General features: G+C 67.6%; 24 protein-coding genes. 6 read left to right on the top strand and 18 right to left on the bottom strand.

Features of this window, described 5'->3' with window-relative positions:
* The first annotated feature begins 37 nt into the window (after positions 1 to 37).
* Positions 38 to 805, top strand: coding sequence for an EAL domain-containing protein (locus QSJ34_RS02420; RefSeq protein ID WP_285569810.1), 768 nt, complete (start codon positions 38 to 40; stop codon positions 803 to 805).
* Here QSJ34_RS02420 and mraY read toward each other — a convergent pair.
* From mraY to QSJ34_RS02380, 8 genes are read right to left on the bottom strand one after another with little or no spacing between them, the layout of a single operon-like run.
* Positions 783 to 1,871, bottom strand: a complete 1,089-nt coding sequence (mraY, locus tag QSJ34_RS02415) for a phospho-N-acetylmuramoyl-pentapeptide-transferase (protein WP_285569808.1) — start codon at positions 1,869 to 1,871, stop codon at positions 783 to 785. The genes QSJ34_RS02420 and mraY overlap by 23 nt on opposite strands.
* Before the next feature lie 21 nt (positions 1,872 to 1,892).
* Positions 1,893 to 3,242: a UDP-N-acetylmuramoyl-tripeptide--D-alanyl-D-alanine ligase gene (locus QSJ34_RS02410; protein ID WP_285569806.1), complete on the bottom strand. Its 1,350-nt coding sequence runs from the start codon at positions 3,240 to 3,242 to the stop codon at positions 1,893 to 1,895.
* Positions 3,239 to 4,225 carry an L-threonylcarbamoyladenylate synthase gene (locus tag QSJ34_RS02405; protein ID WP_285569803.1) on the bottom strand — a complete coding sequence of 329 codons (987 nt, stop codon included), beginning with the start codon at positions 4,223 to 4,225 and terminating at the stop codon, positions 3,239 to 3,241. Before QSJ34_RS02405 ends, QSJ34_RS02410 begins: the two co-directional genes overlap by 4 nt.
* Positions 4,222 to 5,679, bottom strand: coding sequence for a UDP-N-acetylmuramoyl-L-alanyl-D-glutamate--2,6-diaminopimelate ligase (locus tag QSJ34_RS02400; RefSeq protein WP_285569800.1), 1,458 nt, complete (start codon positions 5,677 to 5,679; stop codon positions 4,222 to 4,224). The genes QSJ34_RS02405 and QSJ34_RS02400 overlap by 4 nt, the downstream gene beginning before the upstream one ends.
* Complete coding sequence (locus QSJ34_RS02395) at positions 5,676 to 7,817, bottom strand: penicillin-binding transpeptidase domain-containing protein (protein WP_285569796.1); 2,142 nt, start codon at positions 7,815 to 7,817, stop codon at positions 5,676 to 5,678. The genes QSJ34_RS02400 and QSJ34_RS02395 overlap by 4 nt, the downstream gene beginning before the upstream one ends.
* A 45-nt stretch (positions 7,818 to 7,862) precedes the next feature.
* Positions 7,863 to 8,231 (bottom strand): hypothetical protein, encoded by a 369-nt coding sequence (locus QSJ34_RS02390; protein WP_285569793.1) that lies wholly within the window; start codon positions 8,229 to 8,231, stop codon positions 7,863 to 7,865.
* 11 nt (positions 8,232 to 8,242) lie between these two features.
* Positions 8,243 to 9,199 (bottom strand): 16S rRNA (cytosine(1402)-N(4))-methyltransferase RsmH, encoded by a 957-nt coding sequence (gene rsmH / locus QSJ34_RS02385; RefSeq protein ID WP_285569790.1) that lies wholly within the window; start codon positions 9,197 to 9,199, stop codon positions 8,243 to 8,245.
* 2 nt (positions 9,200 to 9,201) lie between these two features.
* Positions 9,202 to 9,687 carry a division/cell wall cluster transcriptional repressor MraZ gene (locus QSJ34_RS02380; RefSeq protein ID WP_285569788.1) on the bottom strand — a complete coding sequence of 162 codons (486 nt, stop codon included), beginning with the start codon at positions 9,685 to 9,687 and terminating at the stop codon, positions 9,202 to 9,204.
* Positions 9,688 to 10,033: 346 nt separating this feature from the next.
* On the opposite strand from QSJ34_RS02380, the gene QSJ34_RS02375 reads away from it, so the two are divergent.
* Entirely contained in the window at positions 10,034 to 10,420 is a 387-nt protein-coding gene (locus tag QSJ34_RS02375) for a response regulator (protein ID WP_285569783.1), read from the top strand.
* Positions 10,421 to 10,426: 6 nt separating this feature from the next.
* Here the strand turns inward: QSJ34_RS02375 and QSJ34_RS02370 are convergent, their stop codons facing one another.
* The 6 genes from QSJ34_RS02370 to QSJ34_RS02345 all read right to left on the bottom strand — a co-directional run bounded on the left by QSJ34_RS02370 (position 10,427) and on the right by QSJ34_RS02345 (position 18,632).
* Positions 10,427 to 11,575 (bottom strand): HD domain-containing phosphohydrolase, encoded by a 1,149-nt coding sequence (locus QSJ34_RS02370; protein ID WP_285569780.1) that lies wholly within the window; start codon positions 11,573 to 11,575, stop codon positions 10,427 to 10,429.
* A complete protein-coding gene (locus QSJ34_RS02365; protein WP_285569778.1) occupies positions 11,565 to 12,713 on the bottom strand; it encodes an HD domain-containing phosphohydrolase in 1,149 nt (382 codons plus the stop codon). The genes QSJ34_RS02370 and QSJ34_RS02365 overlap by 11 nt, the downstream gene beginning before the upstream one ends.
* Positions 12,713 to 13,927 carry a response regulator gene (locus tag QSJ34_RS02360; protein ID WP_285569775.1) on the bottom strand — a complete coding sequence of 405 codons (1,215 nt, stop codon included), beginning with the start codon at positions 13,925 to 13,927 and terminating at the stop codon, positions 12,713 to 12,715. The genes QSJ34_RS02365 and QSJ34_RS02360 overlap by 1 nt, the downstream gene beginning before the upstream one ends.
* A gap of 7 nt (positions 13,928 to 13,934) precedes the next feature.
* Positions 13,935 to 15,599 carry a PAS domain-containing sensor histidine kinase gene (locus QSJ34_RS02355; protein ID WP_285569772.1) on the bottom strand — a complete coding sequence of 555 codons (1,665 nt, stop codon included), beginning with the start codon at positions 15,597 to 15,599 and terminating at the stop codon, positions 13,935 to 13,937.
* A complete protein-coding gene (locus QSJ34_RS02350) occupies positions 15,596 to 18,025 on the bottom strand; it encodes a PAS domain S-box protein (RefSeq protein WP_285569769.1) in 2,430 nt (809 codons plus the stop codon). The genes QSJ34_RS02355 and QSJ34_RS02350 overlap by 4 nt, the downstream gene beginning before the upstream one ends.
* Positions 18,026 to 18,272: 247 nt before the next feature.
* On the bottom strand, positions 18,273 to 18,632 hold the full coding sequence (locus tag QSJ34_RS02345) for a histidine triad nucleotide-binding protein (protein WP_285569767.1): 360 nt from the start codon (positions 18,630 to 18,632) through the stop codon (positions 18,273 to 18,275).
* An 11-nt stretch (positions 18,633 to 18,643) separates the two neighbouring features.
* Between QSJ34_RS02345 and QSJ34_RS02340 the strand changes: the two genes are divergently transcribed.
* From QSJ34_RS02340 to QSJ34_RS02325, 4 genes are all read left to right on the top strand, one after another.
* Positions 18,644 to 19,099, top strand: coding sequence for a tRNA (cytidine(34)-2'-O)-methyltransferase (locus tag QSJ34_RS02340; RefSeq protein ID WP_285569764.1), 456 nt, complete (start codon positions 18,644 to 18,646; stop codon positions 19,097 to 19,099).
* Positions 19,100 to 19,111: 12 nt separating this feature from the next.
* Positions 19,112 to 19,510: a cobalamin B12-binding domain-containing protein gene (locus QSJ34_RS02335; protein WP_285569762.1), complete on the top strand. Its 399-nt coding sequence runs from the start codon at positions 19,112 to 19,114 to the stop codon at positions 19,508 to 19,510.
* Positions 19,510 to 20,874 (top strand): DNA repair protein RadA, encoded by a 1,365-nt coding sequence (radA, locus tag QSJ34_RS02330; RefSeq protein ID WP_285569758.1) that lies wholly within the window; start codon positions 19,510 to 19,512, stop codon positions 20,872 to 20,874. The genes QSJ34_RS02335 and radA overlap by 1 nt, the downstream gene beginning before the upstream one ends.
* Before the next feature lie 61 nt (positions 20,875 to 20,935).
* Complete coding sequence (locus QSJ34_RS02325; RefSeq protein WP_285569755.1) at positions 20,936 to 21,934, top strand: hypothetical protein; 999 nt, start codon at positions 20,936 to 20,938, stop codon at positions 21,932 to 21,934.
* A gap of 29 nt (positions 21,935 to 21,963) precedes the next feature.
* Here QSJ34_RS02325 and QSJ34_RS02320 read toward each other — a convergent pair whose 3' ends face one another.
* The 4 genes from QSJ34_RS02320 to ilvN all read right to left on the bottom strand — a co-directional run bounded on the left by QSJ34_RS02320 (position 21,964) and on the right by ilvN (position 26,365).
* On the bottom strand, positions 21,964 to 22,677 hold the full coding sequence (locus QSJ34_RS02320; protein WP_285569753.1) for a hypothetical protein: 714 nt from the start codon (positions 22,675 to 22,677) through the stop codon (positions 21,964 to 21,966).
* 207 nt (positions 22,678 to 22,884) lie between these two features.
* Positions 22,885 to 24,612, bottom strand: coding sequence for an NAD(P)H-dependent flavin oxidoreductase (locus QSJ34_RS02315; RefSeq protein WP_285569751.1), 1,728 nt, complete (start codon positions 24,610 to 24,612; stop codon positions 22,885 to 22,887).
* Between the two features lie 121 nt (positions 24,613 to 24,733).
* Positions 24,734 to 25,750, bottom strand: a complete 1,017-nt coding sequence (gene ilvC, locus QSJ34_RS02310) for a ketol-acid reductoisomerase (RefSeq protein ID WP_285569748.1) — start codon at positions 25,748 to 25,750, stop codon at positions 24,734 to 24,736.
* Between the two features lie 39 nt (positions 25,751 to 25,789).
* Positions 25,790 to 26,365, bottom strand: a complete 576-nt coding sequence (gene ilvN, locus QSJ34_RS02305; protein WP_285569745.1) for an acetolactate synthase small subunit — start codon at positions 26,363 to 26,365, stop codon at positions 25,790 to 25,792.
* Positions 26,366 to 26,374 lie beyond the last annotated feature (9 nt).

Genomic DNA, 26,374 nt, shown 5'->3' with positions numbered 1-26,374 from the left:
CACTGGACCAGCGGCCCTTGTTGAGCGCGGAGTGCAGATGGCCAAGGGCATCCTGGAGAGCATGCTGAGGGGTGAAGGCCACATCGTGCCTCACGTCCAGCCCATGTACCGGCTGAGCGACAATCGGCTCATGGCGCAGGAATACCTGGCCCGGCACCTGGATGCGAATGGTGAAGCGCACCCCGTGGGCCCCATCCTCCAGGACCCCACGCTCCGGCCGGAGGACCGTCTCTTCCTCGATATGAAATTTCTCGAATCGACCTTCCAGACCCTCGCGCGGACTGGAGAACCCACCCACCTCCACTTCGTGAATCTGGAGCCCGTGAGCCTGGAAGCGCCTGGGTTCTGGGACAGTCTGCCGCGCTGGATGGGGGCCCTGCCCTTCGGTCCCGAGTACGTCGTGATGGAGTTCACCGAATCCCAGGGCGTGCACGATCTCGAAGCCCTGCAAGGCTACGCCAACCGCCTTCGAAGCCTGGGCCTGCGCGTGGCCGTGGACGACCTGGGCGCGGGTGTGGCGAGCCTGACGCACATGGCGCGGCTCGCCCCGGATTTCATCAAAGCCGATCGCAGCCTCGTGGAGCAGGTCCAGCGCCGCCCCTACCAGGCGGCCCTGCTCAATGCGCTGTCCCATTTCGCCCAGCGCATGTGCATCGGCTTCATCGCCGAAGGGATCGAAACCCTGGAAGAACTCGAGGCCGTCATCGACGCGGACGTGCCCTGGGGCCAGGGCTACATCCTCGGGCAGCCCTGGCCCACGAGGCCCCGGCCCATCATGGGGCCTATCGCAGCTTCAGCGAACTGAGCGCCAGGATCGAGCACACGATGGCCGTGATCCACATGCGGATGACGACCTTGGTTTCCTGCAGTCCGCCCAGCTCCAGGTGGTGATGGAAGGGCGCCATGCGGAAGATGCGCTTGCCGCCGCGCAGCTTGAAGCTGCCCACCTGCAGGATCACGCTGACGGCTTCCATCACGAAGAGGCCCCCCGCGATGACCAGCAGCAGCTCCTGCTTGATGACCACGGCCACGGTGCCCAGCGCCCCGCCCAGGGCCAGCGAGCCCGTGTCGCCCATGAACACTTCGGCCGGATGGGCGTTGAACCAAAGGAAGCCCAGGCAGGCCCCGGCCATGGCGCCCATGAACACCGAGAGTTCCGCACCGCCGGGCACGTGGGGCACCACCAGGTAGGCCGCGATCTTCGCGTGGCCCACCACGTAGGCTAGGATCGCGAAGGTGAGGGAGACGATCAGCGTGCCGCCGGTGGCCAGCCCGTCCAGGCCATCGGTCAGGTTCACGGCGTTGCTCGTGCCCACCATCACCAGCCAGATCCAGGGGATGAGGAACACGCCCACGTTGGGACGGAAGTTCTTGAAGAAGGGCACGGACAGCTGGCTGGTGGAGGTGCCGCGCAGGCCGAAGTGCAGGATGAGCCAAGCCACCAGCAGCGAGATGCCCGTGAGCAGGGCCATCTTCTGCCAGCTGGTGAGGCCGAGGTTCTGCTTCTTGAGCAGCTTCTTCGCGTCATCGAAGGCGCCCACGGTGCCGAAGCCCACCAGGGCCATCAGGGCCACCCAGATGGCGCCGTTCTTGAGCTCACACCAGAGCAGCGTGGACACGGTGATCACGACGAGGATGAGGATGCCGCCCATGGTCGGCGTGCCCGCCTTCTTCTGGTGGTGCTCGGGACCTTCGCCGCGAATGTGCTGGCCCATCTTGAGGGCCGTCAGCGTGCGGATCACCCAGGGGCCCAGCATCAGGCTCAGCACCATGGCCGTCGCCGCGGCCATGGCCGTGCGGAAGGTCACGTAGCGGAAGACGGAAAAGCCCGGAATCGCGTCACGGAATGGGTAGAGAAGCCAAGGCAGCATGGATCATCCAGATTCTGAAGGTCAGCGGGCGAGAAGCCAGTCCACCACGCGCTCCGCGCGCCAGTACCGGCTGCCCTTCACCAGGATACGGGCTCCGGCCGGAATTGCGGAGAGTCCCGCGGCATCATCGCGCAGGCCCTCGAAATCCGGGAAGGTCTGGGCCCGCTGGCCGAAGCCCTCGGCATAGTCCGTCGCAAAATCACCATAGGCCCAGAGTCGGGAGATCCCGAGCGCCTTCAGGGCAGCGCCCGTGTCCCGGTGGATGCGCGGAGCCTCCGGCCCCAGTTCGCGCATGGAGCCCAGCACGGCCACCGATTCGCCGCCGGGCAGGTGTAGCAGGGCCTGGGCGCAGGCCAGGATGGAATCGCTGCTGGCGTTGTAGGTCTCGTCCAGCAGGCAGCCACCGCCGGGCAGATCGTGAAGGCGGCCGCGGCCTGGCTCGGGGCTCACCGTGCCGAGGCCCGCGGCCACACGCTCGGGATCGAAGCCCAGGCGGATGGCCAGGGCCGCCGCCAGCGCCGCATTGCGGATCTGATGTTCGCCCGGGAGCTGAAGACGGATGGGCACGGAACCCGCAGGCGTGCGCAGCCGGAAAGCGCCCCCGGCCGCGCCGAGGGATTCGATCCCCTCCCAGCCGAAGGCCTCGCCTTCGCCCACGGGGAGCGCTTCCGCGTGCTGGGCCCAGGGCTGGGCCGCGATCCAGCGGCACCAGGCATCTGAGGCCAGATGCGTCCAGAGTCCGCCGCGGTTCAGGCCCGCCACGAGCTCGCCCTTGGCCTCGGCGACGCCCTGCGGTCCCTTCGCGAAATTCTCGATGTGGGCCGTGCCCACCAGCGTGATCAGGCCCGCGTCCGGCGGCGCGAGTTCCGTGAGTCGCCGGATCTCCCCCGGCGTGCTCATGCCCATTTCGAGCACCGCGGAGCCCAGCCCTTCAGGCAGGGTGGCCAGCGCTTCGGGCAGGCCCAGGGTGTTGTTGCGGTTCCCCGGTGTCTTCCAACCGCCCACGGCCGCGGCCAGCAGTTCCTTCGTGCTCGTCTTCCCCACGCTGCCCGTCACGCCGAAAACCAGCTTCGGCCGCACCGCCTCCAGGCGCCTCTGGCCCCAGCGCTGGAGGGCCACGAGGGTATCGGGCACAACCAGTTGTGGACAATCGATGTCGAGCGGGTGATCCACCAGCAGCGCCGCGGCCCCCTTTTCGACCGCCTGGGCCGCGAACGCGTGGCCATCCCGTTCGGCCCGCAGCGCCACGAAGCAGGCTCCGGGCTGGATCGTGCGCGTGTCCATCGACAGCGAGGTCGGAATGACCGCGCCTTCGCCGAGGATCTCCCCGCCCAGCTGGGAGGCCACCTGGAACAGCGACCAGAGGCTCATCCCATCTCCTTCGCAGAAGCCCGGCGCAGCCGGTCCCGCACCGCCATCCAGGCTTCGCCTTCCGGGGGCCGCTCCATCATCACGCGCTCGAAGCCCGCATCGTCCAGTTCGTGCAGCAGGGCGTAAAGGCGCGCCCCGACAATCTCGGCGTCGAGAGGCAGCAGCACGCCCCGCACCTGGTCCGGCAGCGCGGGCAGCCTGCCCAGGGCCACGTAGGCCACGCGTTCCGAAGGCACGGCAACCGCGCTTCCCGGCGTCACCAGGTCCAGCCTCGCGCGGGGCGCGTAGTGCCGCTCGGCCATGCCCGGCGCGGCCTGGCGCTCCCCGGCCCTGACGGCGCCTTCCCAAAGATCCACCGATCCGACGATGGCGGCGAGGTCCGCCGGCGTGATGGGGCCGGGGCGCAGGATCCGCGGACGCGCTCCGCTCAGATCGAGAATCGTGGATTCCAGCCCCGCCTCCGTGGCGCCCCCGTCGAGAATCAGGTCCACCGCCTCACCCAGGCTCGAGGCCACATGCTCGGCGCGGGTGGGGGAGAGGTGCTGGCTGCGATTCGCGCTGGGCGCGGCCAGGGGCCGGCCGACGGCGCGGATCAGGGCGAGGGCCACGCGATGGGCCGGGCAGCGCAGCGCCACCGAGGGCCCGCCCGCGCGGACGATGGAGGGCACGGTCTCCGAAGCGGGTAGCACCAACGTCAGAGGGCCGGGCCAGAAGCGGTCCGCGAGGCGCTGGGCCGCCTCGGGCCAGTGGGAAACCAGGGCCTTGGCGGAAGCGACGTTGTCCACGTGGAGGATCACGGGATTCGTCGCGGGCCTCCCCTTGGCCGCATAGATCTTCGCCACGGCTTCGGGGTTCAAGCCATCGGCCCCCAGGCCGTACACGGTCTCCGTGGGAAAGGCCACCAGGCCTCCGGCCGCGAGGATCGTCGCCGCTTCGGAGATGGCCGAATCGTCCGCTCCGCGGATCTGCAGGAAGCGCGTCATCGCGAGGCTCCCAGCACGGCTTCCACGGCGTTCCGGTCACTGTAGGGATGCTTCACGCCATGGATTTCCTGGTAGGGCTCGTGGCCCTTGCCGGCCAGCAGCAGCAGGTCGCCGGGGCGGCAATCCGCGAGGGCCTGGGCCACGGCGGCCCGTCGATCGGCGTTGCGATGGTAGCGGGTTCCGTCGGCGCGGAGGGCCTCGGGAATGCCCGGGGCGGCGTCATCGAGGATGCGTTCGGGATCCTCGGTGCGGGGGTTGTCGCTGGTGTGCCAGAGCACGTCCGCGCCCGCCGCCACGGCCGCGGCCATGAGGGGCCGCTTGGCGCGGTCCCGGTCGCCGCCACAGCCGAAGAGCACATGCAGGCGGCCGCCCGGCGGCAGCAGTCGGCGGCCTTCGGTCAGGAGCTTTTCCAGGGCGTCGGGCGTGTGGGCGTAGTCCACCATCACGCCGAAGGGCTGGCCGCAGTCCACGCGCTCGAGGCGGCCGGGGGCGCCGGTCACACGCGGCACAGCGGGGATCAGGCGGTTCAGGTCGAAGCCGGCCTCCGCGCAGGCCGCCAGGGCCGCCAGCAGGTTGTAGGCGTTGAAGCGGCCCAGCAAGGGACTCTCCACCTCGAACTCGCCCTGAAGCGCATGCAGGTGGAACCGCGTGCCCGTGGGGCCCAGCACCAGATCCGTCATCCGGTAGTCGGCTTCGCGGTCGATGGCGTAGCTCCAGCACCTGCCGCCTTCGAGGAGGCGGCGACCGAAGGGATCGTCGGCGTTCACGAGGAATCGGCCGCACTGGTTCCGCAGCAGAGCCTTCGCCTCGAAATAGGCCTCGAGGGTGATGTGGTAGTCGAGATGATCCTGGGTGAGGTTCGTGAACACGCCCACTTTGAAAAGGGCCGCGTGCACCCGCCCCAGGCAGAGGGCATGGCTGCTCACCTCCACCGCCGAAGCCGCGTCGCCGGCTTCGACGCTGCGCCGCAACCACCGGTAGAAGGTGGGGCTTTCGGGCGTCGTTCGGATGGCCTCTTCTTCCTGATCCCCAGCCGCATTGAGCACCGTGCCCACGAGGCCGCAGCCGATCCCCGCGCCGCGGAGCAGCTGGCGAATGAGCGTGGTGGTGGTGGTCTTGCCGTTGGTTCCGGTCACCCCGAGGAGGGCCAGCCGCTCGTCCGGCGTGCCGTGCATCCGCCGCGCCATCTCCGCCATGCGCAGCCGCGGATCGGCCAGGAAGGTGCACGCGGCGATGCCTGCGGGCAGTTCCAGCGGCGATTCGGAAATCACTGCGCAGGCCCCCTGCGCGAGGGCCTGAGGCACGAAGGCGGCGCCATCGGTCTTCTCGCCCTTCAGGGCGATGAAGGCCCAACCCGGGCGCACCTCGCGGCTGTCGCAGGTGAGATCCAGCACCTCCCCGTCCGGTCCGGATCTCCGCTGCGCGAGGCCATCGATGAGCGTGTCGAGGTTCATGGGTTACCCGCCTTGATCTTCACCACGGTGCCCGATTCCAGCGGCGCACCTGCCTCCGGACTCTGCCCGATGACGCGCGTCGCGGTTTCACCGGGAGCCGCTTCGATCTTGGGATTGCCGCCCACCAGCACCACTCGGTGGATGGCCGCCTTCAGGCTGAGCCCCTTGAGATCGGGCACCTTGCCCCGCTCCACGTGCACGGCGGCCTCGTCGGTCTCGCTCACGGGCCAATCCCTCAGGGAGAGCTTCAGGTCGGCTTCGCGGTCGGGATCCGGCGAGGTCTCCCGGAAGCGCAGGATGCCGTCGCCGATGCGCTTGAAGAGGGGCGCGGCCACGTCGCCGCCGGTCGTGTCGCCCGCGGGATCGTCCAGCATGACCAGCACACCGTACTGGGGCTTGTCCGCGGGAAAGAAGCCCATGAACGACGCGAAGTGGCGTCGCGGATCGTACTTGCCGTCGATGAGCTTGCGGCTGGTGCCGGTCTTGCCGAAGGCCTCCACGCCGTTGTCGAGCTTGGCCCGCTTGCCCGTGCCTTGCGTGAGCACGCCCTTCAGCGTCTCCTTCATCAGGTTCGCGGTCTCTTCACTGAGCACCTGGCCGCGCACGGTGGGCTTGAATTCCTTCAGCAGGAGGCCCTTGTCGTTGTAGATGCGCTGCACGAGGATCGGCTGCATGAGCTTGCCGCCGTTCGCCAGGGCGCAGCCCGCCATGAGGATCTGCAGGGGTGTCGTGTTCAGGCCGTAGCCGTAGGAGAAGGTGTACTGGGTGGGCACGCTCCAGCGGTCCGGCGCGATCATGCGGCCGGGGCTTTCGCCGGGGAAGTTCAGGCCCGTGGGATCCCCGAAGCCGAACTTGCGCAGGTACTGGTAGTGCACCGCGGGATCGAGGCGGACGCCCATCTTGGCGGCGCCGACGTTGGAACTCTGCCAAAGGATTTCTTCGAAGGTCAGCACGCCATGGTGGTGGGTGTCCGTAATGGCCGGCACCTTGGGGCTGTAGAGCCAGCGCCCGCCCATGCAGTCGATCCGTTCGCCCAGATGCACCTTGCGTTCCTCCAGAGCAATGGAGGCCGTGAAGATCTTCATGGTGGAGCCGGGCTCGTAGACATCCTCGATGGGATGCACCTTGCGGGCGGCCTTCTGCCGCTCCAGCTCGCGGTGCAGTTCATCGCGCTCCCCCGCGGTGAGCTCGGACTCGGTGCGGTTCCGGAACTTCTTGGGGAGGATGTGGTTTGGATCGAAGGTGGGCGTGCCGGCGATGGCGAGGATCTCGCCGGTCTGGGGATCCACCACCACCGCGTAGGCCGTCTTGGGGCGCGAGATGCGCATGCCCTCTTCCAGCGCATCTTCCACGATGTGCTGGATGGACGCGTCGAGGCTGAGCTGCAGGGAGGCGCCGTTCACGGGCACCTGGCTGTAGTTCTCCTGGAGGATGAGCAGCTTGCCGTGGGCGTCCCGGGGGGCGATGAGCTCGCCCTTGAGGCCGGAGAGCTGCTTGTCGTAGGTCTGTTCGATGCCCAGCTGGCCGATGCCGTCGATGTTCGTGAAGCCGAGGATCTGGGCGGCCAGGCTGCCCCGTGGGTAGAAGCGCTGGCTTTCAGGCTGGAACTCGATGCCTTCCAGGTCCAGGGCTCGGATGGCCGCCACCTTCATGGGCGGCAGGTGGCGTTCCAGGTAGACGAAGGTCTTCTTCCGCAGCAGCTTTTCGAGCACCTGGGCCCTGGTCTGTTCGAGGATGGGCGCGAGCTTGGCGGCCATGTCGGAGGCGGCCTTGCGGTCGGGGTTGCCCCACTGGCGCTCGTCGCCGCGTCCGGGCTTGTAGTCCGGATAGAACACGCGGGGATCGACGAAGAGGCTTTCCACCTTGATGGAGATGGCCAGGGGCTCGCCCCGACGATCCCGCAGCTCGCCGCGGATGGGCGGCACGGGCACGATGGTCGTGTGCTGCTGGTCGGCCTTGGCCTGGTAGCGCTTGTGCTCCACACCCTGCAGCCAGAGCAGCCTCAGCAGGATGAGCAGGGCCCACAGAGCCATGCCCCCCATGATCCAGGGCATGCGGCGGTCCAGCAGGTCCTGGGGATCCTGCCGGCCGAGCAGGCGCCGGGACGCGGTGGGTTCAGTGGCGAAGCGGAGGGACACAGGTATGACCGGGGAGAGCGGGGGCCAACGCGGCCCCCCTCTAGCCTACAGCCCCTCAGAAGACACGGGACGCAGCTTGGCGATGCGCTGGTCCTCTGGCGTGAAGGCGCGCTGGATCATGTGCCCCTGCTTGCGGGGCTGCAGACCCGCCTTCTGGGCGTAGACCTGAACTTCCTCGTCCCGCTGGTAACGGCTGCGCTCCAGCATGAGCTTGCGCTGGAGTTCCTCTTCCTTGTGGATGCGCTCCTTGATGTCGCCCATGGCGTAGCTCATGCGGGTGCTCTGGATCTTCAGGTAGGCGAGGGTGCCCAGGGGCATGGCCAGGGCCAGCACCAGAAGCAGCATGCGCAGGATGCCTTCGCTTTCCACCGTGCGGGCGGAGGTCGCGGAGTTCGGCAGGATTCCAGCGGTCATGGGAACCTCGATCAGGAGATCCGCTCCGCCACGCGCAGGCGGGCGGAACGGGAGGGGGGATTGGCGGCGGCTTCGGCCTCGCTGGGCGCGATGCCACCGGCATGGATGAGCTTGAGGATCTTGGGGAGCTGGACCGGCGCGGTGCGGCCCGGCCCGTCGTAGATGCCCGCGAGGCGGCGCAGGGTCTGCTTGACGATGCGGTCCTCCAGGCTGTGGAAGCTGATCACCGCGAGGCGCCCGCCGGGACGAAGGTGGGACACGGCGGCTTCGAGGGAGGCGGAGAGCCGGTCCAGTTCCCCGTTCACGGCGATGCGGATGGCCTGGAAGGTCCGGGTGGCCGGATCGCTGTGACCCTTGCGCTTGGCGGGTTCGCGGGGGATGACGGTGTAGACGGCCTTGGCCAGATCGTGGGTGGTCTCCAATCGGCCTTCCTGCAGCGCCCGCAGGATGGCGCGGGCGATGGGCCGGCTGGCGCGCTCCTCGCCGTACTGGTAGATCGCATCGGCCAGGCTTTCGTCGGTCTGTTCGGCGATCCAGTCGCGGGCGGAGAGGCCGTGGTCCGGATCCATGCGCATGTCCAGCGGGCCCTCGTCGCGGAAGCTGAAGCCGCGCTCGGGGGTCCGCAACTGCAGGGTGGACACGCCGAGATCCGCCAGGATGGCGTCGAAGCCTTCGGGCGCCTGGGCGGCCTTCCAGGCCAGGAACTGGGGATCTTCCCAGAGATCCTCGTAGGCGCAGGCCAAGATGCTGAGGCGGTCATCGGAACCCAGCCGCTTCGCGGCCAGGGCCCGGGCTTCGGGATCGCGGTCCACGCCCAGGTACCGGGAATCGGCGTCGGCGCGGGCCAGCAGGGCCTCGGCGTGCCCGCCCAGCCCCAGGGTGAGGTCGAGGATGCGGGCCGCAGGGGGCAGCAGCAGGTTGTCGAGCACTTCCTGGAGCAGCACGGGAACGTGAACGGGGATCGTCATCATCAGATCCCCAGGTCCGCGAGCTGTGCCAGATCCTCGGCACTGAGAGGTTCGGCCGCGAGGCGGCGCTCGAAGCCGGCCTTGTTCCACAGGGCCAGGTGATCCATCTGCCCCAGCACGGCCACTTCGCCCATGAGCTGGGCGGCCTCACGGAGGATGGGGGGGATGACGAAGCGGCCCTGGGCATCGGGTTCGACCTCGCTGCCGAAGTAGGCGGTGGTCTCCAGGAACTTGCGCTTGGCGGGGCTGGTGGAAGGCAGGGCCGCCAGGCGGGCCTCGATGGCCTCCCAGACCGGCAGGGGGTAGAGGCGGGCGGAACGGCCATCCAGCGAGGTGAGGTAGTGCCGAAGGGGGGTGGTCCCTCCGCGCAGGCCTTCGCCCCCTTCGCCCTGAGCGAAGGCCTCCAGCTCGGCCTTGAAAGAAGAGGGCAGCTTGAGGCGGCCCTTCTCATCCACTGTGGCCGGTGAGTTTCCGCGAAGTCGCAGCACCGGTGACGCCTTTCAACCAACACCTCAGAAGGGAAGATCGAACCAACCGGGGACCACTTTGATCCACTTCAGCCCACTTTTCTCCACTGAGAACCACTTCAAAGTCTATAAACGCCTGGAAAGTCAACAAGTGGAAATAAAAACGAAAATGCACCCCTCCTGCCGGCCTTGGGAGGCCTCCGGCCAGCCGGGAAACCGGTCCAGATCCCCTGGCGGCGGAAGTGAATCGCTGGGCGATCAGGGAGGATTGACGCCGGCCCCCCGGTTCATGGAGACGGAATTTTCCACGGAAGCCCTCGACGCAGGGCTTCGGAGCGGGTCCAATAAGGGTTTTCAGCGAGGGCTCGTGGCGCGAATTGCAGTGGTGGATGACAGCAAACTCATCCGCACCTTCCTGGAGGCGGCCCTAAGGAAGGCGGGGCACGAAGTGCTCCTGGTCGAACCCGACTCGCTTCAAACCACCCTGGATGCCCTGATCGAATGGCGGCCGGAGCTGATGATCCTGGACCACTCCATGCCCGCCTATCAGGGGCCAAGCCTCGTCAGGGCCTGCTTCGAGAATCCCGTGCTCTCCAGGATCAAGGTCCTGATCCTCACGGCCCTTCACGATGAGGTCATGGCTGGGCGCATGCAGAAGCTGGGCGTGGACGTCATCCTCCACAAGCCCATCCGCCACGAGGATCTGACCGCGGCCGTGGACCGGCTGCTCCAGGAGCCCGTCAAGAATCAGTGAGGCGGTCTAGCCCCCTGTGACGACCAGCGGCTCCCGAAGCCCCGAGAGCCGGGCGAAATTGCGAAGTTTCTGCAGGTGGACCAGCCCGATGGTGGTGCCCTGGGGCACCACCAGCAGGCCGTCCATGGTTTCGATGCCAGTGACCAGCACCTGGCCGATTCGCAGCTCGTGCAGGCTGATCTCCCGCGTGGGAGGCGGCGGCGCTTCGGCCCCCTGCCGCTCCAGGCAGCGTCCGAAGGCGCGCAGCACCTCCAGGTCGTACCAGGTGGTTCGGCTCTCCATATCGCGGACCGCCGAGATGGGATTCCCGAATTTCGGCAGGAGCCGTTCGTAGTCCCACACGGCCCGCAGGATGCGGCCGCCGAGGGGAATATCCTCTCCCTTCCTGGCATCGGGCGGATAGCCGGTGCCGTTGAAGTTCTTGTTCATGTAGAGCACCGCGTCGGCCACCTCTTCCAGCCGTGGGATGTTCTTGATGAGGTCGGCTCCGATCTCGGGGATGCGGTTGGCGAGGTCCCGCTCGTTGCTGTTCAGGAAGGTGCCGGTCTGGATCTTGGTGGCCACGCCTTCGGGCACGGTGAGGATGCCGATCTGGGAGAGGATCGAGGCGATGCCGAGCACCCAGGGGTTCTTCATGCCCATTTCTCTGGCGATCGCTTCGGCCTGGGCCGCCATGGCCTGGGCCCGTCCGAAGGAGATGGGATCGAGGCAGGAGAGCAGCTCCACCAGCATCTTGATGGCGCCCTTGAGGGTGTCCTCCAGCAGCGTTTTCTCCGCCGTGATGAGCTCGTGCTGGCGCACGGCGAGGTCCAGCGTCTGCCCCAGCAGCTCCGAATCGCAGGGCTTGGTGAGGAAACGGAAGATCGCGCCCTTGTTCACGGCCTCCATGGCCGTGCCCTGGTCCGCATTGCCCGTGAGCATGATGCGCACGGTGTCGGGGTGCTGGGCCATGGCCCAGGCCAGGAAGGCCACGCCATCCATGCCGGGCATCCGCATGTCGGAGACGACCACGGCATAGGGCCCGCGGTCCTGCATGCGCTCCAGAGCCGCTTCGCCGCCGAGGGCCGTGTCGAGGTCGAATTTCCCGCGCAGCACCCGCGTGTAGGCTTGCAGGATGTTCTCCTCGTCGTCCACAAGGAGGACCTTAGGCTTCATGGGAAGCTCCGTCGGGAAGGCGGACGGATACCGGCTCCTGCAGCGCCACCAGCCGGGCGAGGCTGGACAGGAGTTCCAGGTGGCCCGCCCCGAGCCGGAGTTCCGCGGGCAGCACCAGCCCGCCGCCCTCGGCGCAAAGGTCCGAGGCGAGGGTCATGCCCGCGCGCAGATCTCGGAGTCGGAGATCTCGCGCCGCCGGGGGTTTGGGGCGGATCGCCAGCAGGGTGCCGAAGGCTTCCAGCACCCGGGGGTCGTAGGCCTTCGGTCGGAGGCGCATCTCCTCCAGAGCCACCGTCGCGCTTTGGCGGGCCTGTTCAAGCTCGGTGAAATCCCACACCACCTTGAGGATCCGGGAGCCCAGGGGCAGTGCCTCACCCCGGAGGTCATCCTCAGGAAGCCCGGACCCGTCAAAGCCCTTCGCCAGGTAGCGGATGATCCGGGCCGCGCCTTCCAGGCGGGGAATGGGCTGGAGCAGCCGCGCACCCACTTCCGGGAAGGCAGCGAGCAGATCCCCCGAACCCGTGCGGAAACTGCCCTCCTTCAGCGCCCAGGCAGGCAGGGCCACCCGGCCGATGGGCGCCAGCAGGGCGGCGATCTCGACGGCCCAGACCTCCTCGCAGCCCAGGTCCCGCGCCAGCCGCGCCGCGCGCTCCCGCACCACCTGGCTCCGGCTGAACATCACCGGATCCACGCCCGCCAGGAGTTCGGAGAGCACGGTGATGGCACCGGTGAGCGTCTGTTCGAGCAGCTCCTTTTCCGCCCTCACGAGCTGGTACTGGCGCAGCCCCGCGCGGATCGCCAGTTCAAGGTCCTCCGCAGGACAGGGCTTGGTGAGGAAACGGAACACCTGCCCATGGTTCACCGCATCCATGGCCGTCTTCTGATCCGAATTCCCCGTGAGCATGATCCGCGTCGTATCCGGAAACCGGACACGCGCCTCCTCCAGCAGGTCCAGGCCGCTCATTCCCGGCATGCGCATGTCCACGACCATGACCGCGTAGGGGCCGCGCGCATCCATGCACCGGAGGGCCTCCACGCCCCCGAGGGCCGTGTCGAGCTCGAAGGCGCTCCTCAGCACCCGGTGGTAGCCCTGGAGGATGTTCTCCTCATCGTCCACCAAGAGGACCTTTGCAGACATCACGCACCTCCCGTTCCAGCGACAGCTTCCTTGACCAGGGCCTCCCAACTTCTGACCCGATCCTGCACACCTGCCCGTTCGATCGCCACCTGATTCAACCGCCCGCTTTCGAACAGCGGATGGTTCGTCAGGACACCCGAGAAGATGTCCGCCGCATGCACCGCGATCAGAGGCGTCATGTGCCCTTCATCCTGCAGGTGCACCCGGTGGTGCAGGCTCACGATGTTCAGGATCTCGGCCGGCAGGCCCCACAGGCCTAGGAGGTAGGCTCCGACTTCGGCGTGGGTCACGCCGAAGAACTCCTGCTCGGCAGTGGAGATGATCACCTTCTCCGTCACCACGAGGTCCGCGGCCTTGTCGTAGGTCTCGGCGAAATTGGAGGCGAGGATGAGCATGCCCACATCGTGCAGGATGCCACCGACGAAGGCCGATTCCACCCCGGATCGCCCGAGTTTTTCGCAGTCTGCCACCGCTTTCGCCCCGCTGGCCACGCTCAGGCTGTGCTGCCACAGGTCCGAGATGCTGAGGCATTTCGTCAGCAGCGGCTTGGATTGTTCGAAGATGCTGTTGGTGAGGACCAGGGTCCGGACCGTGTCGAGCCCGAGGTAGGTCACCGCGTCCTGCGGCGTCGAGATGACGCGGCGCAGGCCGAAGAACGAGGAATTCACCAGCTTGAGGATCTTGGCCGTCATCCCAATGTCCTTCTGGATGATGGCGCCGAGTTCGCTCGAATCCACGTCCTCCTGGCTCAGGGCCTCCTTCAGCTCCAGGTAGACTTCGGGAATGGTGGGGAGGCGGTCGATGGCGCCGATCACCTTCCGGACCTCCTCGTCCACGAGGCGGCCCGACAGGGCGCAGGCGTTGCGGATCATGGCCTTCAGCTGATCCGGATCGCAGGGCTTGGAGATGTACTGGTGCGCTGTGCCCACGCACTGGGTGACCAGCTCCTTGTCCGCGTGGCCGGACAGCACGATGCGCACCATGGCGGGGTAGCGCCGCATGACCTCGTTCAGGAGTTCGGCCCCGTTCATCCCGGGCATCCGCATGTCCGTCACGATGACGTCGAAGGGATGCTCAGCCAGCCGCTCCAGGGCCGCCTGTCCGCTTTCCACGAAGGCCATGTCCCATTCCATCCGGAAGGGGCGGAGCAGGCGCTGCAGTCCCTGGAGCAGCATCGGCTCGTCATCCACGAAAAGGATCTGCTGCTTGGCCATGGCACCCTCAGTGTTTGGCAGGGCTCAGGGGAAGGAAGATGCGGAAGGTGGTGCCCTTCCCCTGCGTGGATTCGACTTCGATACGGCCCTTATGCTTTTCCGTGACGACGGCATGAACGATGGAGAGCCCCTGCCCCGATCCCTTGCCGATGGATTTGGTCGTGAAAAAGGGATCGAAAATCCGGTCGCGGATCTCTTCGGGGATCCCCGTACCGTCGTCGGAAACCCAGATCTCCACCTCGTCCTGGAGGTGGCGTGTTCCCACCCGGATCAGGCCCGGCCCAGAAGCCCCGCGGCTTTCCTGGCGCGCCGCGATGGCGTGCGCCGCGTTCACCACCAGGTTGAGAATGACCTGGTTGATCTCGTCCGGGTAGCAGGGCACCAGGGGAAGGTCGGGTGCAAAGTCCGTCTCCAGCTGGGCGACGGTTTTCCATTCTCCGCGGGAGACCGTGATGGTGCTTTCGATGCTGCGCTGCAGATCGATGGAGGACGCGGATTCGCCGCCGGGATGGGAGAAGTCCTTCATGGCGCCGACGATCTTGGAGACGCGGGCCACCCCTTCGAGGGTCTGCTGGATGGCCTTGGGAATCTCCTCTTCCAGGTAGTCCACATCCCCGACCGCCAGGGCTTCCAGGGCCGTCCGCGCCTCTTCGGCGGAGGGCCCGCCCGCTTCGCGGATCCGCTCCAGGTGCCCCTCAAGCGTACGGATCAGGGCCAATGACTGTCCGAAGACATCCCGAAGGAAGGTGGTGTTGTCGCCGATGTACTGGGTGGGCGTGTTGATCTCGTGGGCGATGCCCGCCGCCAGCTGCCCGATGGCCTCCAGCTTCTGCGAGTGGCGCAGCTGGATTTCGGCCTGCTCGCGATCCCGTTCCATCTGCCTGCGCAGGGAGATGTCCCGGGAGATCAGCAGCACCGAATCCCCCGGTCCGCCCGGATCCTCCACCGCCGACACCTGCCCTTCCAGATCGGCCCAGGCGCCGTGGGCATCGGGAATCCGGTATTCAAAGGTATGGGTGAGACCGGCCCTGGCCCCCTGGGACAGGGCATTCGCGAACCCCGCGCGGTCCGCCTCATGCACGAGATCCACCAGCTTCTGTTCCGAGATCCACTGATCCGTCCGCCCGAGGAACCGTTGGAAGGCCGGGTTGTGGTAGACCACCTGGCCCCGGGGATCGAGCAGGCAGATGAAATCCATGGCGTTGTCGGTGGTGGCCTTGAAGAGCCGCTCCGACCGCCGCATCCGGCGCTCCATGGCCGCCCGGTGGGTGATGTCACGGAGGTGGATCACGGCGCGGACGCTTTCGTCCAGGGAGCGGAAGACGGCCGTGCAGCCGAAATCGTGGGATCCGTCCTCCTCGAGGAAGGGGAAATCGAAAGACAACCTCGGGATACGCCCGTCGAGCACGCCCACCAGCCCCAGCGCCACGATGGAGATGTTGCCGTCCGGAGATTTCGTGAGGCTCCGACACAGGTCGCCGAACGGAGACCCGAGGGTCTGCCCGGCGAGGATCGGATTCTTTCCGCTGTAGGCTTGCCAGGCCTCGGTCACAGCCACGATCCGGCCCGACTGGTCCACGGCCGCCGAACAGGCATCGAGGCTGTCAGTCAGCGCCATGAGGACCGCCCGGTCCTGGCCGGGGAGGGCTTCTGGAATCAGGTGCACCGTCATTCGGCCCCTCCGCCGGCTGCGGCCGCCTTCAGGGGAAGGTGCAGGATGAACGTGGTGCCCCGACCCACCTCGGACCGAACCTCGATGCGTCCCTGGTGTTTTTCGACGATGACCGCATGGGCGATGGCCAGACCCTGGCCCGTTCCTTTGCCCACGGGCTTGGTGGTGTAGAAGGGCTCGAACATGCGCGCCTGAACGGACTCGGGGATGCCTGTGCCGTTATCGGAAACCATGACTTCCACTTCGTCGCCTTGCCTCCGGGTCTTGATCGTGATTTGACCGAGGACACCGGAACCGGCCCCTCCCAGGGCGGATTCGATGGCATGGGCCGCGTTGACGATCAGGTTGAGGATCACCTGGTTGAACTCACCGGGGAAACAGGGGACCCGCGGCAGGTCGGGATCGAAATCCGTCACCAGGTTCGCGGCGTACTTCCATTCGTTCCTGGAGACGGTGATGGTGCTTTCGATGGCCTGGTGGAGGTCCGTGAGGGTCTTGGCCTCGCCGCCCGGGTGCGAGAAATCTTTCATGGCCTTGACGATCTTCGAGATGCGGCTCACGCCGTCGAGGCTTTGCTGGATGGCCTTGGGAATCTCCTCCTGGAGGTACCTGAGGTCGGTCTGCTCCACGTCCGCCAAGGCAGCCCGGGCTTCCTCCGCCCCGGGCCCGAAAGCGGCGGCGATGGCGCCGAGGTGACCCGTCAGCCGCTCCATGAGCGCGAAGGCGTCCTTCCAGGCATCGCGGAGGAAGCTGGTGTTGTCGCCGATGAACTGGGTCGGCGTGTTGATCTCGTGGGCGATGCCCGCCGCCAGTTGGCCGATGGCCTCCAGCTTCTGGGCCTGACGCAGCTGGACCTCCATGGCCGAACGGCTCTGTTCGGCCTCCTTCCGCTCGGTGATATCCCGCGCGACCACCAGGGCCCGCACGTTGCCCGTTCCCGGATCGGGGATGATGGCGGCCTTGCTTTCGAAGTACAGCCAGCGGCCATCCTTGTGCCTGAGGCGGTACTCCAGGCCCTGGGCGGCCTGCCCTTCCATGATCCCCCTCAGGGCCTGGGAGACCCGGTCCAGGTCGGCGGGATGCAGCAGGTCCAGCGAGGACAACCTCTCCATCTCCTCGTCGGAGTAGCCCAGGACGAACTGGTACGAGGGGCTCGTGTAGATCCTCCGCCCCTGCGGATCGATGATGGCGATGAGATCGACGACGTGGCGGTGGATGGCGGAGAACAACCATTCGTTCTGCCGCAGCGCCTCCTCGGTCTCCTTGAGCCGGGTGATGTCGAGGAGGGTCGCCACGTAGCCCTCGGGCCTTCCTTCCGCATCCCAGAAGGGGGCCTTCTTGAACAGGGCGTGCCGGGTCCGGCCACCGGCGAGCGGCATGTGGAAGGAGGTGTCGTAGGCATCGGGAATGCGCAGGAACCCGGGTTCCGTTTCATGGGCCTGGTCCTCTTCCGCACCGGCGAGGAGATCCGCCGTCAGATGACCGATCACGGCCTCGGCCGGCAGTCCCAGGAAGGCCTGGAAAGCCCGGTTGCAGCCGAGAATCCGGCCGCCCATGTCCTCGTAGTAGAGGGGGCTGGGGATCGTCTCGATGAGGGTGCGGAGGAATTGCAGCGTCTCGAACTGCTTGCTCTCCTGGTCCTTGCGTTCCGTGATGTCCCGCACCACGCCCACGGAATGCCAGGTGTCGCCCTGGCGAAGGGCCGCAAGCGTGACTTCGACGGGGAATTCGGTGCCGTCCTTCCGGCGCGCATCCAGCTGGATCACCCTTCCGGCGGCCGAGCACGGCCCGATTTCGTTGAGCCTCGCCACCCCCGAACCGCTGGTGGATTGGAGGCGGGACGGCGCGATCAGGGCGTGGAGGTCCCGACCCATGGCTTCGGATTCGGTATAGCCGAACAGACGTTCGGCGGCCTGGTTCCAGAAGGAAATCCGTCCCTCTCCATCCATCACCACGATGCCATCCACGGTCGCCGAAGTGATGGCCCTGAGCCGGTCTTCCAGGGTCAGGAGTTCCGCCCGCGTGCTTTCGGCCGCCGCCCGGATCCGTTGCTCATGTACCTCGCGCTGAATGGCCGGGACAAGCCTCGCCAGCCTCGATTTGCTGATGAAATCCTTGGCGCCCCGGCGCAGGGATTCCACGGCCGCTTCTTCGCCCAGCTCGCCGGAGACGAGGATGCAGGGAAGGTACGGCGCCCGCTCGCCCACCACCTGCAGCACCTCCAGCCCGTCCAGGCCCGGGAGGTTGAAATCCGTCAGCAGGATGTCCCAGGCGGAGCCGCTCAGGGCCTCCTGGAGGGCCGCGAGCGTATCCACCCTCCTGAGATCGAACAGCAGGCCCTGAGCCCGCAGATGCCGCTCCAACAGGAGCGCATCACCCTCCGAGTCCTCAACCAGCAGGATGTGGATGGGTGGATTGGCTTCCATGCTGTTTCCCTCATAGGGCCACGCATCGATTTGGAACATCCGAGATTCTGGGCAGGCGACCTGAACGGACCGCTGCCGGCTTATCGGATCGCCGGATCGTTCATTCCAGATTTGTCGATTTCTTCGCCGGAGGCTGAAAGGCGCGCCGCCCAGTTGCCGAGGCAACCGGGTTATTCACAGATCTTGTGGTTCAAGCTGAGTCGAAGCCCACCCGGCCCAGATCCGAGACTCAAATCAGATGCACGGATTACTGGCAGAGCTTTCCGCCCAGCGTCTTTCCGCCCAGAAGGTGGAAATGCAGGTGGAAGACCGACTGGCCGGCGTCGGCGCCGCAGTTGCTGAGCAGGCGCCAGCCGCTGTCCTGGATCCCGTGATCCGCGGCCAATCGGGCGGACACCTGAAGGATCCGCCCCGCGGCGGCGGCGGCCTCGGGCGTCATGTCCGCCAGGCCCTCGCAGTGGACCTTCGGAATGATGAGCAGATGCACGGGCGCTTGGGGGAAGATGTCTTTGAAGGCGAGCAGAGTATCGTCTTCATACACGACGGCCGCCGGAATCTCCTTCCGCGCAATCTTGCAAAACAGGCACTCGCTCGCAGGGGCGCTCATCAGGACCTCCGATGTTCCACATCATCTTGCACCAGCCCGAGATTCCGCAGAACACCGGAAGCATCGGACGCCTCTGCGTGAACAACGGCGCCAAACTGCACCTCATCCATCCGCTGGGCTTCGAGACCTCGGACTACTACCTGCGCCGGGCCGGCCTGGACTACTGGGAAAAGCTGGATCCCACCCACTACACGGACTGGAATGATTTCCTGGCCCGCAATCCGGCCAAGCGGCTCTGGTTCTTCACCACCAAGGGCGCCCGCCGCCACACGCAGGTGTCCTGGGCCTTCGGCGACGGCCTGGTCTTCGGCCGCGAGACCGCGGGCCTGCCCGAGGAGATCCTCAAGGCCTATCCCGACCACCTCGTGCGCATCCCCATGCTGGGCGACCACCACCGCAGCCTGAACCAGGCCCAGGCGGCGGCCATTGGCCTTTACGAAGCGCTCAGGCAGACTGAGAACTGGTAACCGGAGTCTCCCATGAGCCAAGCGCCCATACGCGTCGTCATCGCCAAGCCCGGCCTGGATGGGCATGACCGCGGCGCCAAGGTCGTGGCCCGCGCCCTGCGCGACGCCGGCATGGAAGTCATCTACACCGGCCTGCGGCAGACGCCCCAGCAGATCGCGGCCGCCGTCGTGCAGGAAGATGCCCGGGTGCTGGGCATGAGCATCCTCAGTGGCGCCCACAACCAGATCTTCCCCGAGGTGCTCCGCCTGTTGAAGGAGCAGGGCGCGGACGACGTGCTGGTCTTCGCCGGCGGCATCATCCCCGACGAGGACATCGCCCCGCTCAAGGCCCAGGGCATCCGCGAAATCTTCCAGCCCGGCACCAACACCGATGACATCGTCGCCTTCATTCGGAAGGAAGTCCGCGACTGATGGCGAAGACGAGCCCGCTCTTCGAATGCACGGCCTGCGGTGCGCGCCACCCCAAGGCCCTCGGAAAATGCACGGCCTGCGGCGCCTGGGACACCGTCCAGGAGGTGCGCGGCTCGCTGAAGCGCGACCTGCAGCGCGCCGGGTCAGCCTACGCCCAAAGCCACTACACGGGCCCCGTGGCCCTGCCGGACGTGGAGATCACGGACACTCAGCGCGTGCCCACGGGCCTGCGTGAACTCGATCGCGTGCTGGGGGGCGGCGTCGTGCCGGGCATGGTGGCTCTGCTGGGCGGCGAGCCGGGCATCGGCAAATCGACCCTGCTGCTGCAGTGGGCCGCCACCACCGACGGCACGGTGCTCTATGCCAGTGGCGAGGAAAGCGAACGCCAGATCAAGCTGCGGGCCCAGCGCCTGGGCGCCGAGAACCCGGGCATCCACCTGCTGGCCGAAACGGACGTGCGGCGCATCCTCGAAGCGGCCGAGCGCATGAAGCCGGGTCTGCTGCTGGTGGACAGCATCCAGACCCTCTTCGATCCCGATTTCGAAAGCAGCGCGGGCAGCGTGAGCCAGGTGCGCGGATGCGCCGCCATGCTCACCCGCTGGGCCAAGACCACGGGCACGCCCCTGGTGCTGGTGGGCCACGTCACCAAGGACGGCAGCCTCGCGGGCCCCAAGGTGCTGGAGCACCTCGTGGACACGGTGCTGGCCTTCGAGGGCGACCGTCACCACCACCACCGCCTGCTGCGGGCCCTAAAGAACCGCTTCGGCGCCGCCTTCGAGCTGGGCGTCTTCGCCATGACCGAAAAGGGTCTCGTGCCCGCCGAAGGCAATCCCTTCTTCCTCGACGCCGAGCCGCGGCCGGGCTGCGCCGCCACCGTCGTGCTCAGCGGCACGCGGCCCATGGTGGTGGAGATCCAGGCCCTGGTGGCCGCCGCGGGCCTGGGCATCCCCCGCCGCACGGCCCTCGGCATCGATGGACAGCGGTTGTCCATGCTCTGCGCCGTGGCCGAGCGCCGGGGTGGCGTGCAGCTGCACGACCGCGACGTCTATGTGAACGTGGCGGGCGGCCTGGAGATCGAGGATCCCGCCGCCGATCTCGCCGTCATCGCCGCCCTCTGCAGCAGCGCCGGCGGCCGCCTGCTCGCCGAGAAATGCCTCTTCATGGGCGAAGTGGGCCTCACCGGCGAAGTGCGCCCCGTGGCTCAGCTCCCGCTCCGCCTCCAGGAAGGCGCCCGCCTGGGGTTTGCCGCCGCCGCCGTGCCCCGCCTCGGTCTGGAGGGCAAGAGCCCCTTGGATCTGTTTCCCGAGACCAGCGTGGAGCGCCTGCGCAGCAAGGCCTGGCTCAAGGCCGTCGTCGAGGAATGAGGCCTGGAGTCCCATTGATTCTCCAGATGCCTCTTTCCCCTTTCGGATCTACGCTCGTTCCATGACGTGGAAACCCACTCCCCGGGCCGAGGCCGACCCCCACCTGCCCCTCGATCCCCTGCAGGGCTACCTGTTGTCGCGGCTCGACGGCACATTGGACGTGCCCACCCTCGCCACGCTCATGAACCTGGGCGAGGGCCAAGTTGCCGGCATGCTGGAGCAGCTCGTCCACCTCGGGGCCGTGGCTCCGGAGAAGGGCCCGGTGCCTCCGTCCCCGCCGTCCCCCGTTCCCGCGCCGGTCGTGGTTGCCGTCCAGGCGACCGCGCCCGAAGCCGGCCCGGAGGAACCGATCGAGGAGGATTCTCCCGCCGCCATGGCCAAGGCCGCCTCGTACCGCCAGCTCTTCGAGCAGCACCTCCACGCCCGGCCGCTGGACCAGCGCGTGGCCCAGGCCCAGGTGGCCGTCGAGCCGGACCTGAGCGCCTGGTGCTTCGATCCCACCGCCGAAGTGATCCGCGCGCTGCTGGAGAACCCGCGCACGGGCACATTGCACGCGCGCCTCATCGCCACCCACCACCGCACGACCGCGGGGCTGGAGGCGGTGGGCGCCCGCCTGGGCTTCACCAACGATCCCGGCGTGCGGCGCGCCCTGCTGCAGAATCCCCTGCTGCCGGCCGGCCTCTTCCGCCGCCTCTGGGCGCCCAAGCGGCTGCTCGACCAGTACCTCGTCGCCATCTCCCACGACGTGCCCGAGCAGGTGCGCGCCATGGCCCGGGACCTGCTGCGCACCACCTTCAATCAGCGGGCCGGCGAGGAGCGGGCCGAACTCATCCTCACCACCGAAGGGCGCTGCCTGGCGAGCCTCGTGGGCCTCACCATCGACAGCCACGCCACCGCCATCCTCTGCCGCCGCACCTACACGTCCACCCTGCTCGTCCAGAACATCGCGCGCTGGAGCGCCGCCCCGCCCCCGCTCATCGCCCACCTCCGCCGACAGGACATCGTGAAGCGGAACCCGACGCTAAGGCAGATGCTGGAACGGCACCCCAACGCGAGTTGAGCGTGTTGAGCAGAAACTGAAACCGCGGACTACCGCGTCAGCCAGGTCGCGATCTGCATCCAGAGCCCCGTTCCCGCCAGGGCGAGGCGCAGCCAGTGCGAGAGGATGACGAAGCCGCCACCCCACAGGAAGGCCGGATGGAAGCGCCCGTGGCGGGACCGGTCGTAGAGCGCGCATCCGATGACCGCGAGATCCGTCAGACCGAAATAGGCCACGGGGCCGGCCTTGGCGACGACGTCCAAGGGAATGCGCGCGATGGCCGCGGCGAGGATGCCCACGCAGGAGAGCAGCAGGAGGCGGCGGTGCGCCTCGCGGTTCCGACGCATCGCCAAGCCCGTGCCCACGAGGGTGCCGAAGACGACCATATCGCCCAGCGGCACCACGAGGAAAATCAGCGCCGGGGGCCCGGGCGTATGGCCCAGGCGGGCCGCCGTGATGGCCGTGACCGTGCCCACGACGAGCACCGATGCGGCCAGGAAAGCGCCGAGCAGACCCAGCTTCTTGTGCAGGTCCACGCGCCGGGCCGCCACCAGCCGGGTCTGCACCAGGAAGAGCGCGAACCAGAGGGTCATCACCAGGCCGTGGAGATGAAGCAGAGGTGGGAGCGCAGGCGTGCCGAAGGCCAGCTTCAGGTAGTAGGTCTTCGCGAAGCCCAGCAGCACGATGAACACGACGCCCCAGGAGGCGACGGTGTAGAGCCGGTGTCGGGCGTCCAGTTGGACGCTGGCGGATTCGGTGGTCATGGCCATCCTCCGGAATCGGATTGAATTCTCGTTGTCGCAACAGGCTTGATCTAAAATAAACAGGCCTTGTTTAATATCAACAAAAATCCAACAGGCATCGCGGATATTCCTCCCCAGAGGCCTTTATACACATGGATCCATGAGTAGGCCAAGGCCGGTGCCCCTGCAATCGTTCTGAGGCTGGATGCGGAGTCTAGGCGTGGAAGTCTAGGCGTAGACCCGCTGAAGCCCAGGATCCTGGGTCAGTTCCTCGATGAGGTCGCGTACGCTCACCAGTTCGCGGAGCTTGGCGCCGTTGCTGCCGGTGAAGAAGAGACCGTTCTCCTGGTCGCCCTTCATGGCATCGGCCAGACGGTCGGCGATGCAGTAGCCCACGGCCATGGCGCCCTTGCCGTGGCCGCAGGGCGACAGGCAGTTGCTCACGCAGCGCACCTGGGGCGCCGTGCCGGCCTCGATGCGCCGCTGCAGGCTCGTGCGCACGCCGCGCGCGGGCAGGCCCACGGGGGACTTCATCAGCTCGATGTCCTCCGCCTTGGCCCGCAGGATGACTTCCTTGAAGAAGGGTGAGGCGTCGCACTCGAAGGTGCCGATGAAGCGCGTGCCCATTTGCACGCCCGATGCGCCAAGGGCCAGGAATTTCTGGATGTCCGCGTGGTCCCAGACGCCGCCCGCCACCAGCACGGGGAAGTCGCCCCACTTGTCCCGCTCCGCGATGACCTCGGGCAGGATGTTCTCGAGGGTGTGGGCCGGATCGGCGCAGCCCTCGTGGCTGAAGCCCTGGTGACCGCCGCTTTCGGGGCCTTCGAGCACCACGGCATCCGGCAGGCGGTTGTACTTCCGCTGCCACTGCTTGCAGATGACCTGGAGCGCGCGACCTGAGGACACGATGGGCACGAGCGCCACGTCCGCATCACCCACGTAGCCTGGCAGCGCCAAGGGCAGACCCGCGCCCGAAACGATCATCTGCGCGCCGCCTGCGATGGAGGCGCGCACGGCGGATTCATAGCCTTCGATGGCACAGAGGATGTTCACGCCCACGGCGCCGCGGCCCGCGGAGCGTTCACGCGCCGCGCGGATGATCCACTCCAGCGCCTTGGGCGGGTTCAGCGAATCGGTGCCGTCGGGGCGTCCCAGGCGCATCTTGGGGCTGGCAGAGCCGTGATAGCCCGTGCCGATGGCCGACACCAGACCCACGCAGCCTTCGTGCGCCACAGCGCCCGCGAGGCCCTCCCAGGAGATGCCGACGCCCATGCCGCCCTGCTGGATGGGATAGGCCAGATCGAGGTTGCGGATGCGCAGGCGCGGCAGCGTGCAGGCTCCCTGGCGCACGAGCGATTGCGCCATGGAATCCAGGCCCGCCATGAGGCGCGTGCGGAAGGCCGCCAGGGGCGAGGCGTCGAGCAGCGAGGGCGTGCGGGGCTGAAGCCCGATGGCGCCGTCGGCCATGGCCTGCCTGGCCTCGGCTTCCGTATCGGCCACGGCCATCACGGGCAGGCCGATGGAACGGAGCGCCGCCACGAGCCCGGCCTTGGCCAGCAGGGCGGAGGCGCCGCCGGCCTTGGCCTGGGCGGCTTCCTCGGGATTCTGCACCGCGACGAGGCGCGGCATGTTGGCGTGGCGCAGCATGGCCAGCGAGGGCGGCAGTTCGGCCGTGTGCAGCAGGAAGGCGACGCCCGCCTCGCGGGCCGCGGCCATGACCGCATCCGCGCTGTCCCTCAGGCCGCGCAGATCGAGGCCGATCTTGGCGCCTTCGCGCATGGAGGCCTTGAGCTCCTCCAGCCGGGCGCGCAGCTTGGCCGCGTCGGGGAAGGCATCGGTGCGGGGCAGTGCCCAGCCACCGGCCCGCAGGAAGGCGGCCTGGAAATCGAGCGAGCCCGGCGCCTGCCAGCCCTGCAGGGTCGGCGCGGTGGCGGTCTTGAAGAAGGACTCGGCCATTCTGGGGCTCCGGGGCGCGGGACTTGCTCCGCACAAGACCCATTCTGGGCTTAAAAAGCTGTGACGGGGTTCAACCTTTTGACCTGGAGTCAAGAAGGTCGAACCCCGTCACGGGAATTTCTCACGCCTTCACAGCGGGAGCCGGAGCCTCGACGGGATCCAGGAAGGGCATCATGCCGCGAAGTTTCCGACCCACCTGCTCGATGGGGTGATCGTGATCGGCCGCGCGCTGGGCCTCGAACCACTGGCGGCCCGTGCGGTTCTCCTCGATCCAGGCCGTGGCATAACGGCCGTCCTGGATCTCCTTGAGGATCTCCTTCATCTCGGCCTTGGTCTGCTCGGTCACCAGGCGGGGGCCGCCGGTGTAGTCGCCGTACTCGGCCGTGTCGCTCACGCTGTAGCGCATGAAGCTGAGGCCGCCGCGGTACATCAGGTCCACGATGAGCTTCAGCTCGTGCAGGCACTCGAAGTAGGCGATCTCGGGCTGGTAGCCCGCTTCGACCAGCGTTTCGAAGCCGGCCTTCACCAGCGCGCTGGCACCACCGCAAAGCACGGCCTTCTCTCCGAAGAGATCGGTTTCAGTTTCCTCCGAAAAGGTTGTCTCCAGGACGCCTGCCCGAGTGAGGCCTAGGGCTGCGGCATAGGAGAGCGCCAAGGCCAGGGCCTGGCCGCTGGCGTCCTGGTGGACGGCCACAAGCGCCGGCGTGCCGCCGCCTTCCACGAACACCTCGCGCACGCGGTGGCCGGGGCTCTTGGGCGCCACCAGGCTCACGTCCACGCCCGCGGGGGGTTCGATGCAGCCGTATCGGATGTTGAAGCCGTGGGCGAACATCAGCGTCTTGCCAGGGGTCAGATGGGGCGCGATGGCTTCCTGGTAGAGGGCCGCCTGGCCGGTGTCGGGCGTCAGCACCATGATGACGTCGGCCCAGGCCGCCGCTTCGGCGGGGCTGGTGACCGTCAAACCCTGGGCCTCGGCCTTGGCCTTGGAGGCAGATCCGGCGTGCAGGCCCACGCGCACGTGGACGCCGCTGTCGCGGAGGTTGAGGGCATGGGCGTGGCCCTGGGAACCGTAGCCCAGGATGGCGACCTTGCGGGCGCGGATGAGACCGAGATCGGCTTCGTAGTGGATGGTGGCCATGGTGGCTCCTGTGGGGTGAAAGGTGGAAGGGTGAACGATCTAGACGGACATGGCTTCGGGACTGGTGCCCGTGCGCAGCGGCAGGGCCGGGCGCGCTTTCGTGAGGGTGCGGGTACCGCGGGCCATGGCCACGGCGCCCGTGCGGCCCATTTCGAGAATCCCGAAGGGGCGCATGGAATCCACCAGCGCATCGATCTTGGCGAGGCTGCCCGTGCACTCGATGACGACGCTGTCTTCGGCGATATCGACCACCGCGGCCCGGAACACCTGGGCCAGCTGCAGCACTTCGGAGCGCACCGCGGACGCCGTGGCCACGCGCAGCAGCACCAGGTCGCGGACCACCATGGGCTTGTCCGCGAGCTGCTCGACCTCGAGCACATTCACGAGCTTGCGCAGGTGCTCGACCGCCTGGCGCACGCGCTGCGCGTCCGAATCCACCACGATGGTCATGCGGGAGAGGCCCGCCCGCTCGGTGGGGCCGACGGTCAGCGAGTGGATGTTGAAGCCGCGGCGCCGGATCAGCGAGGCCACGCGGGTGAGGACGCCTGGTTCGTCATCGGTGTAGACGACGAGGACGTGGGGCCCTGGAACTTGTTGCCCGGGAGCGTGTGTCATGGAACCTCC

The sequence above is a fragment of the Geothrix limicola genome (assembly GCF_030268085.1).
GTDB lineage: Bacteria > Acidobacteriota > Holophagae > Holophagales > Holophagaceae > Geothrix > Geothrix limicola.
This window is presented reverse-complemented; position numbering and strand designations above follow the sequence as displayed.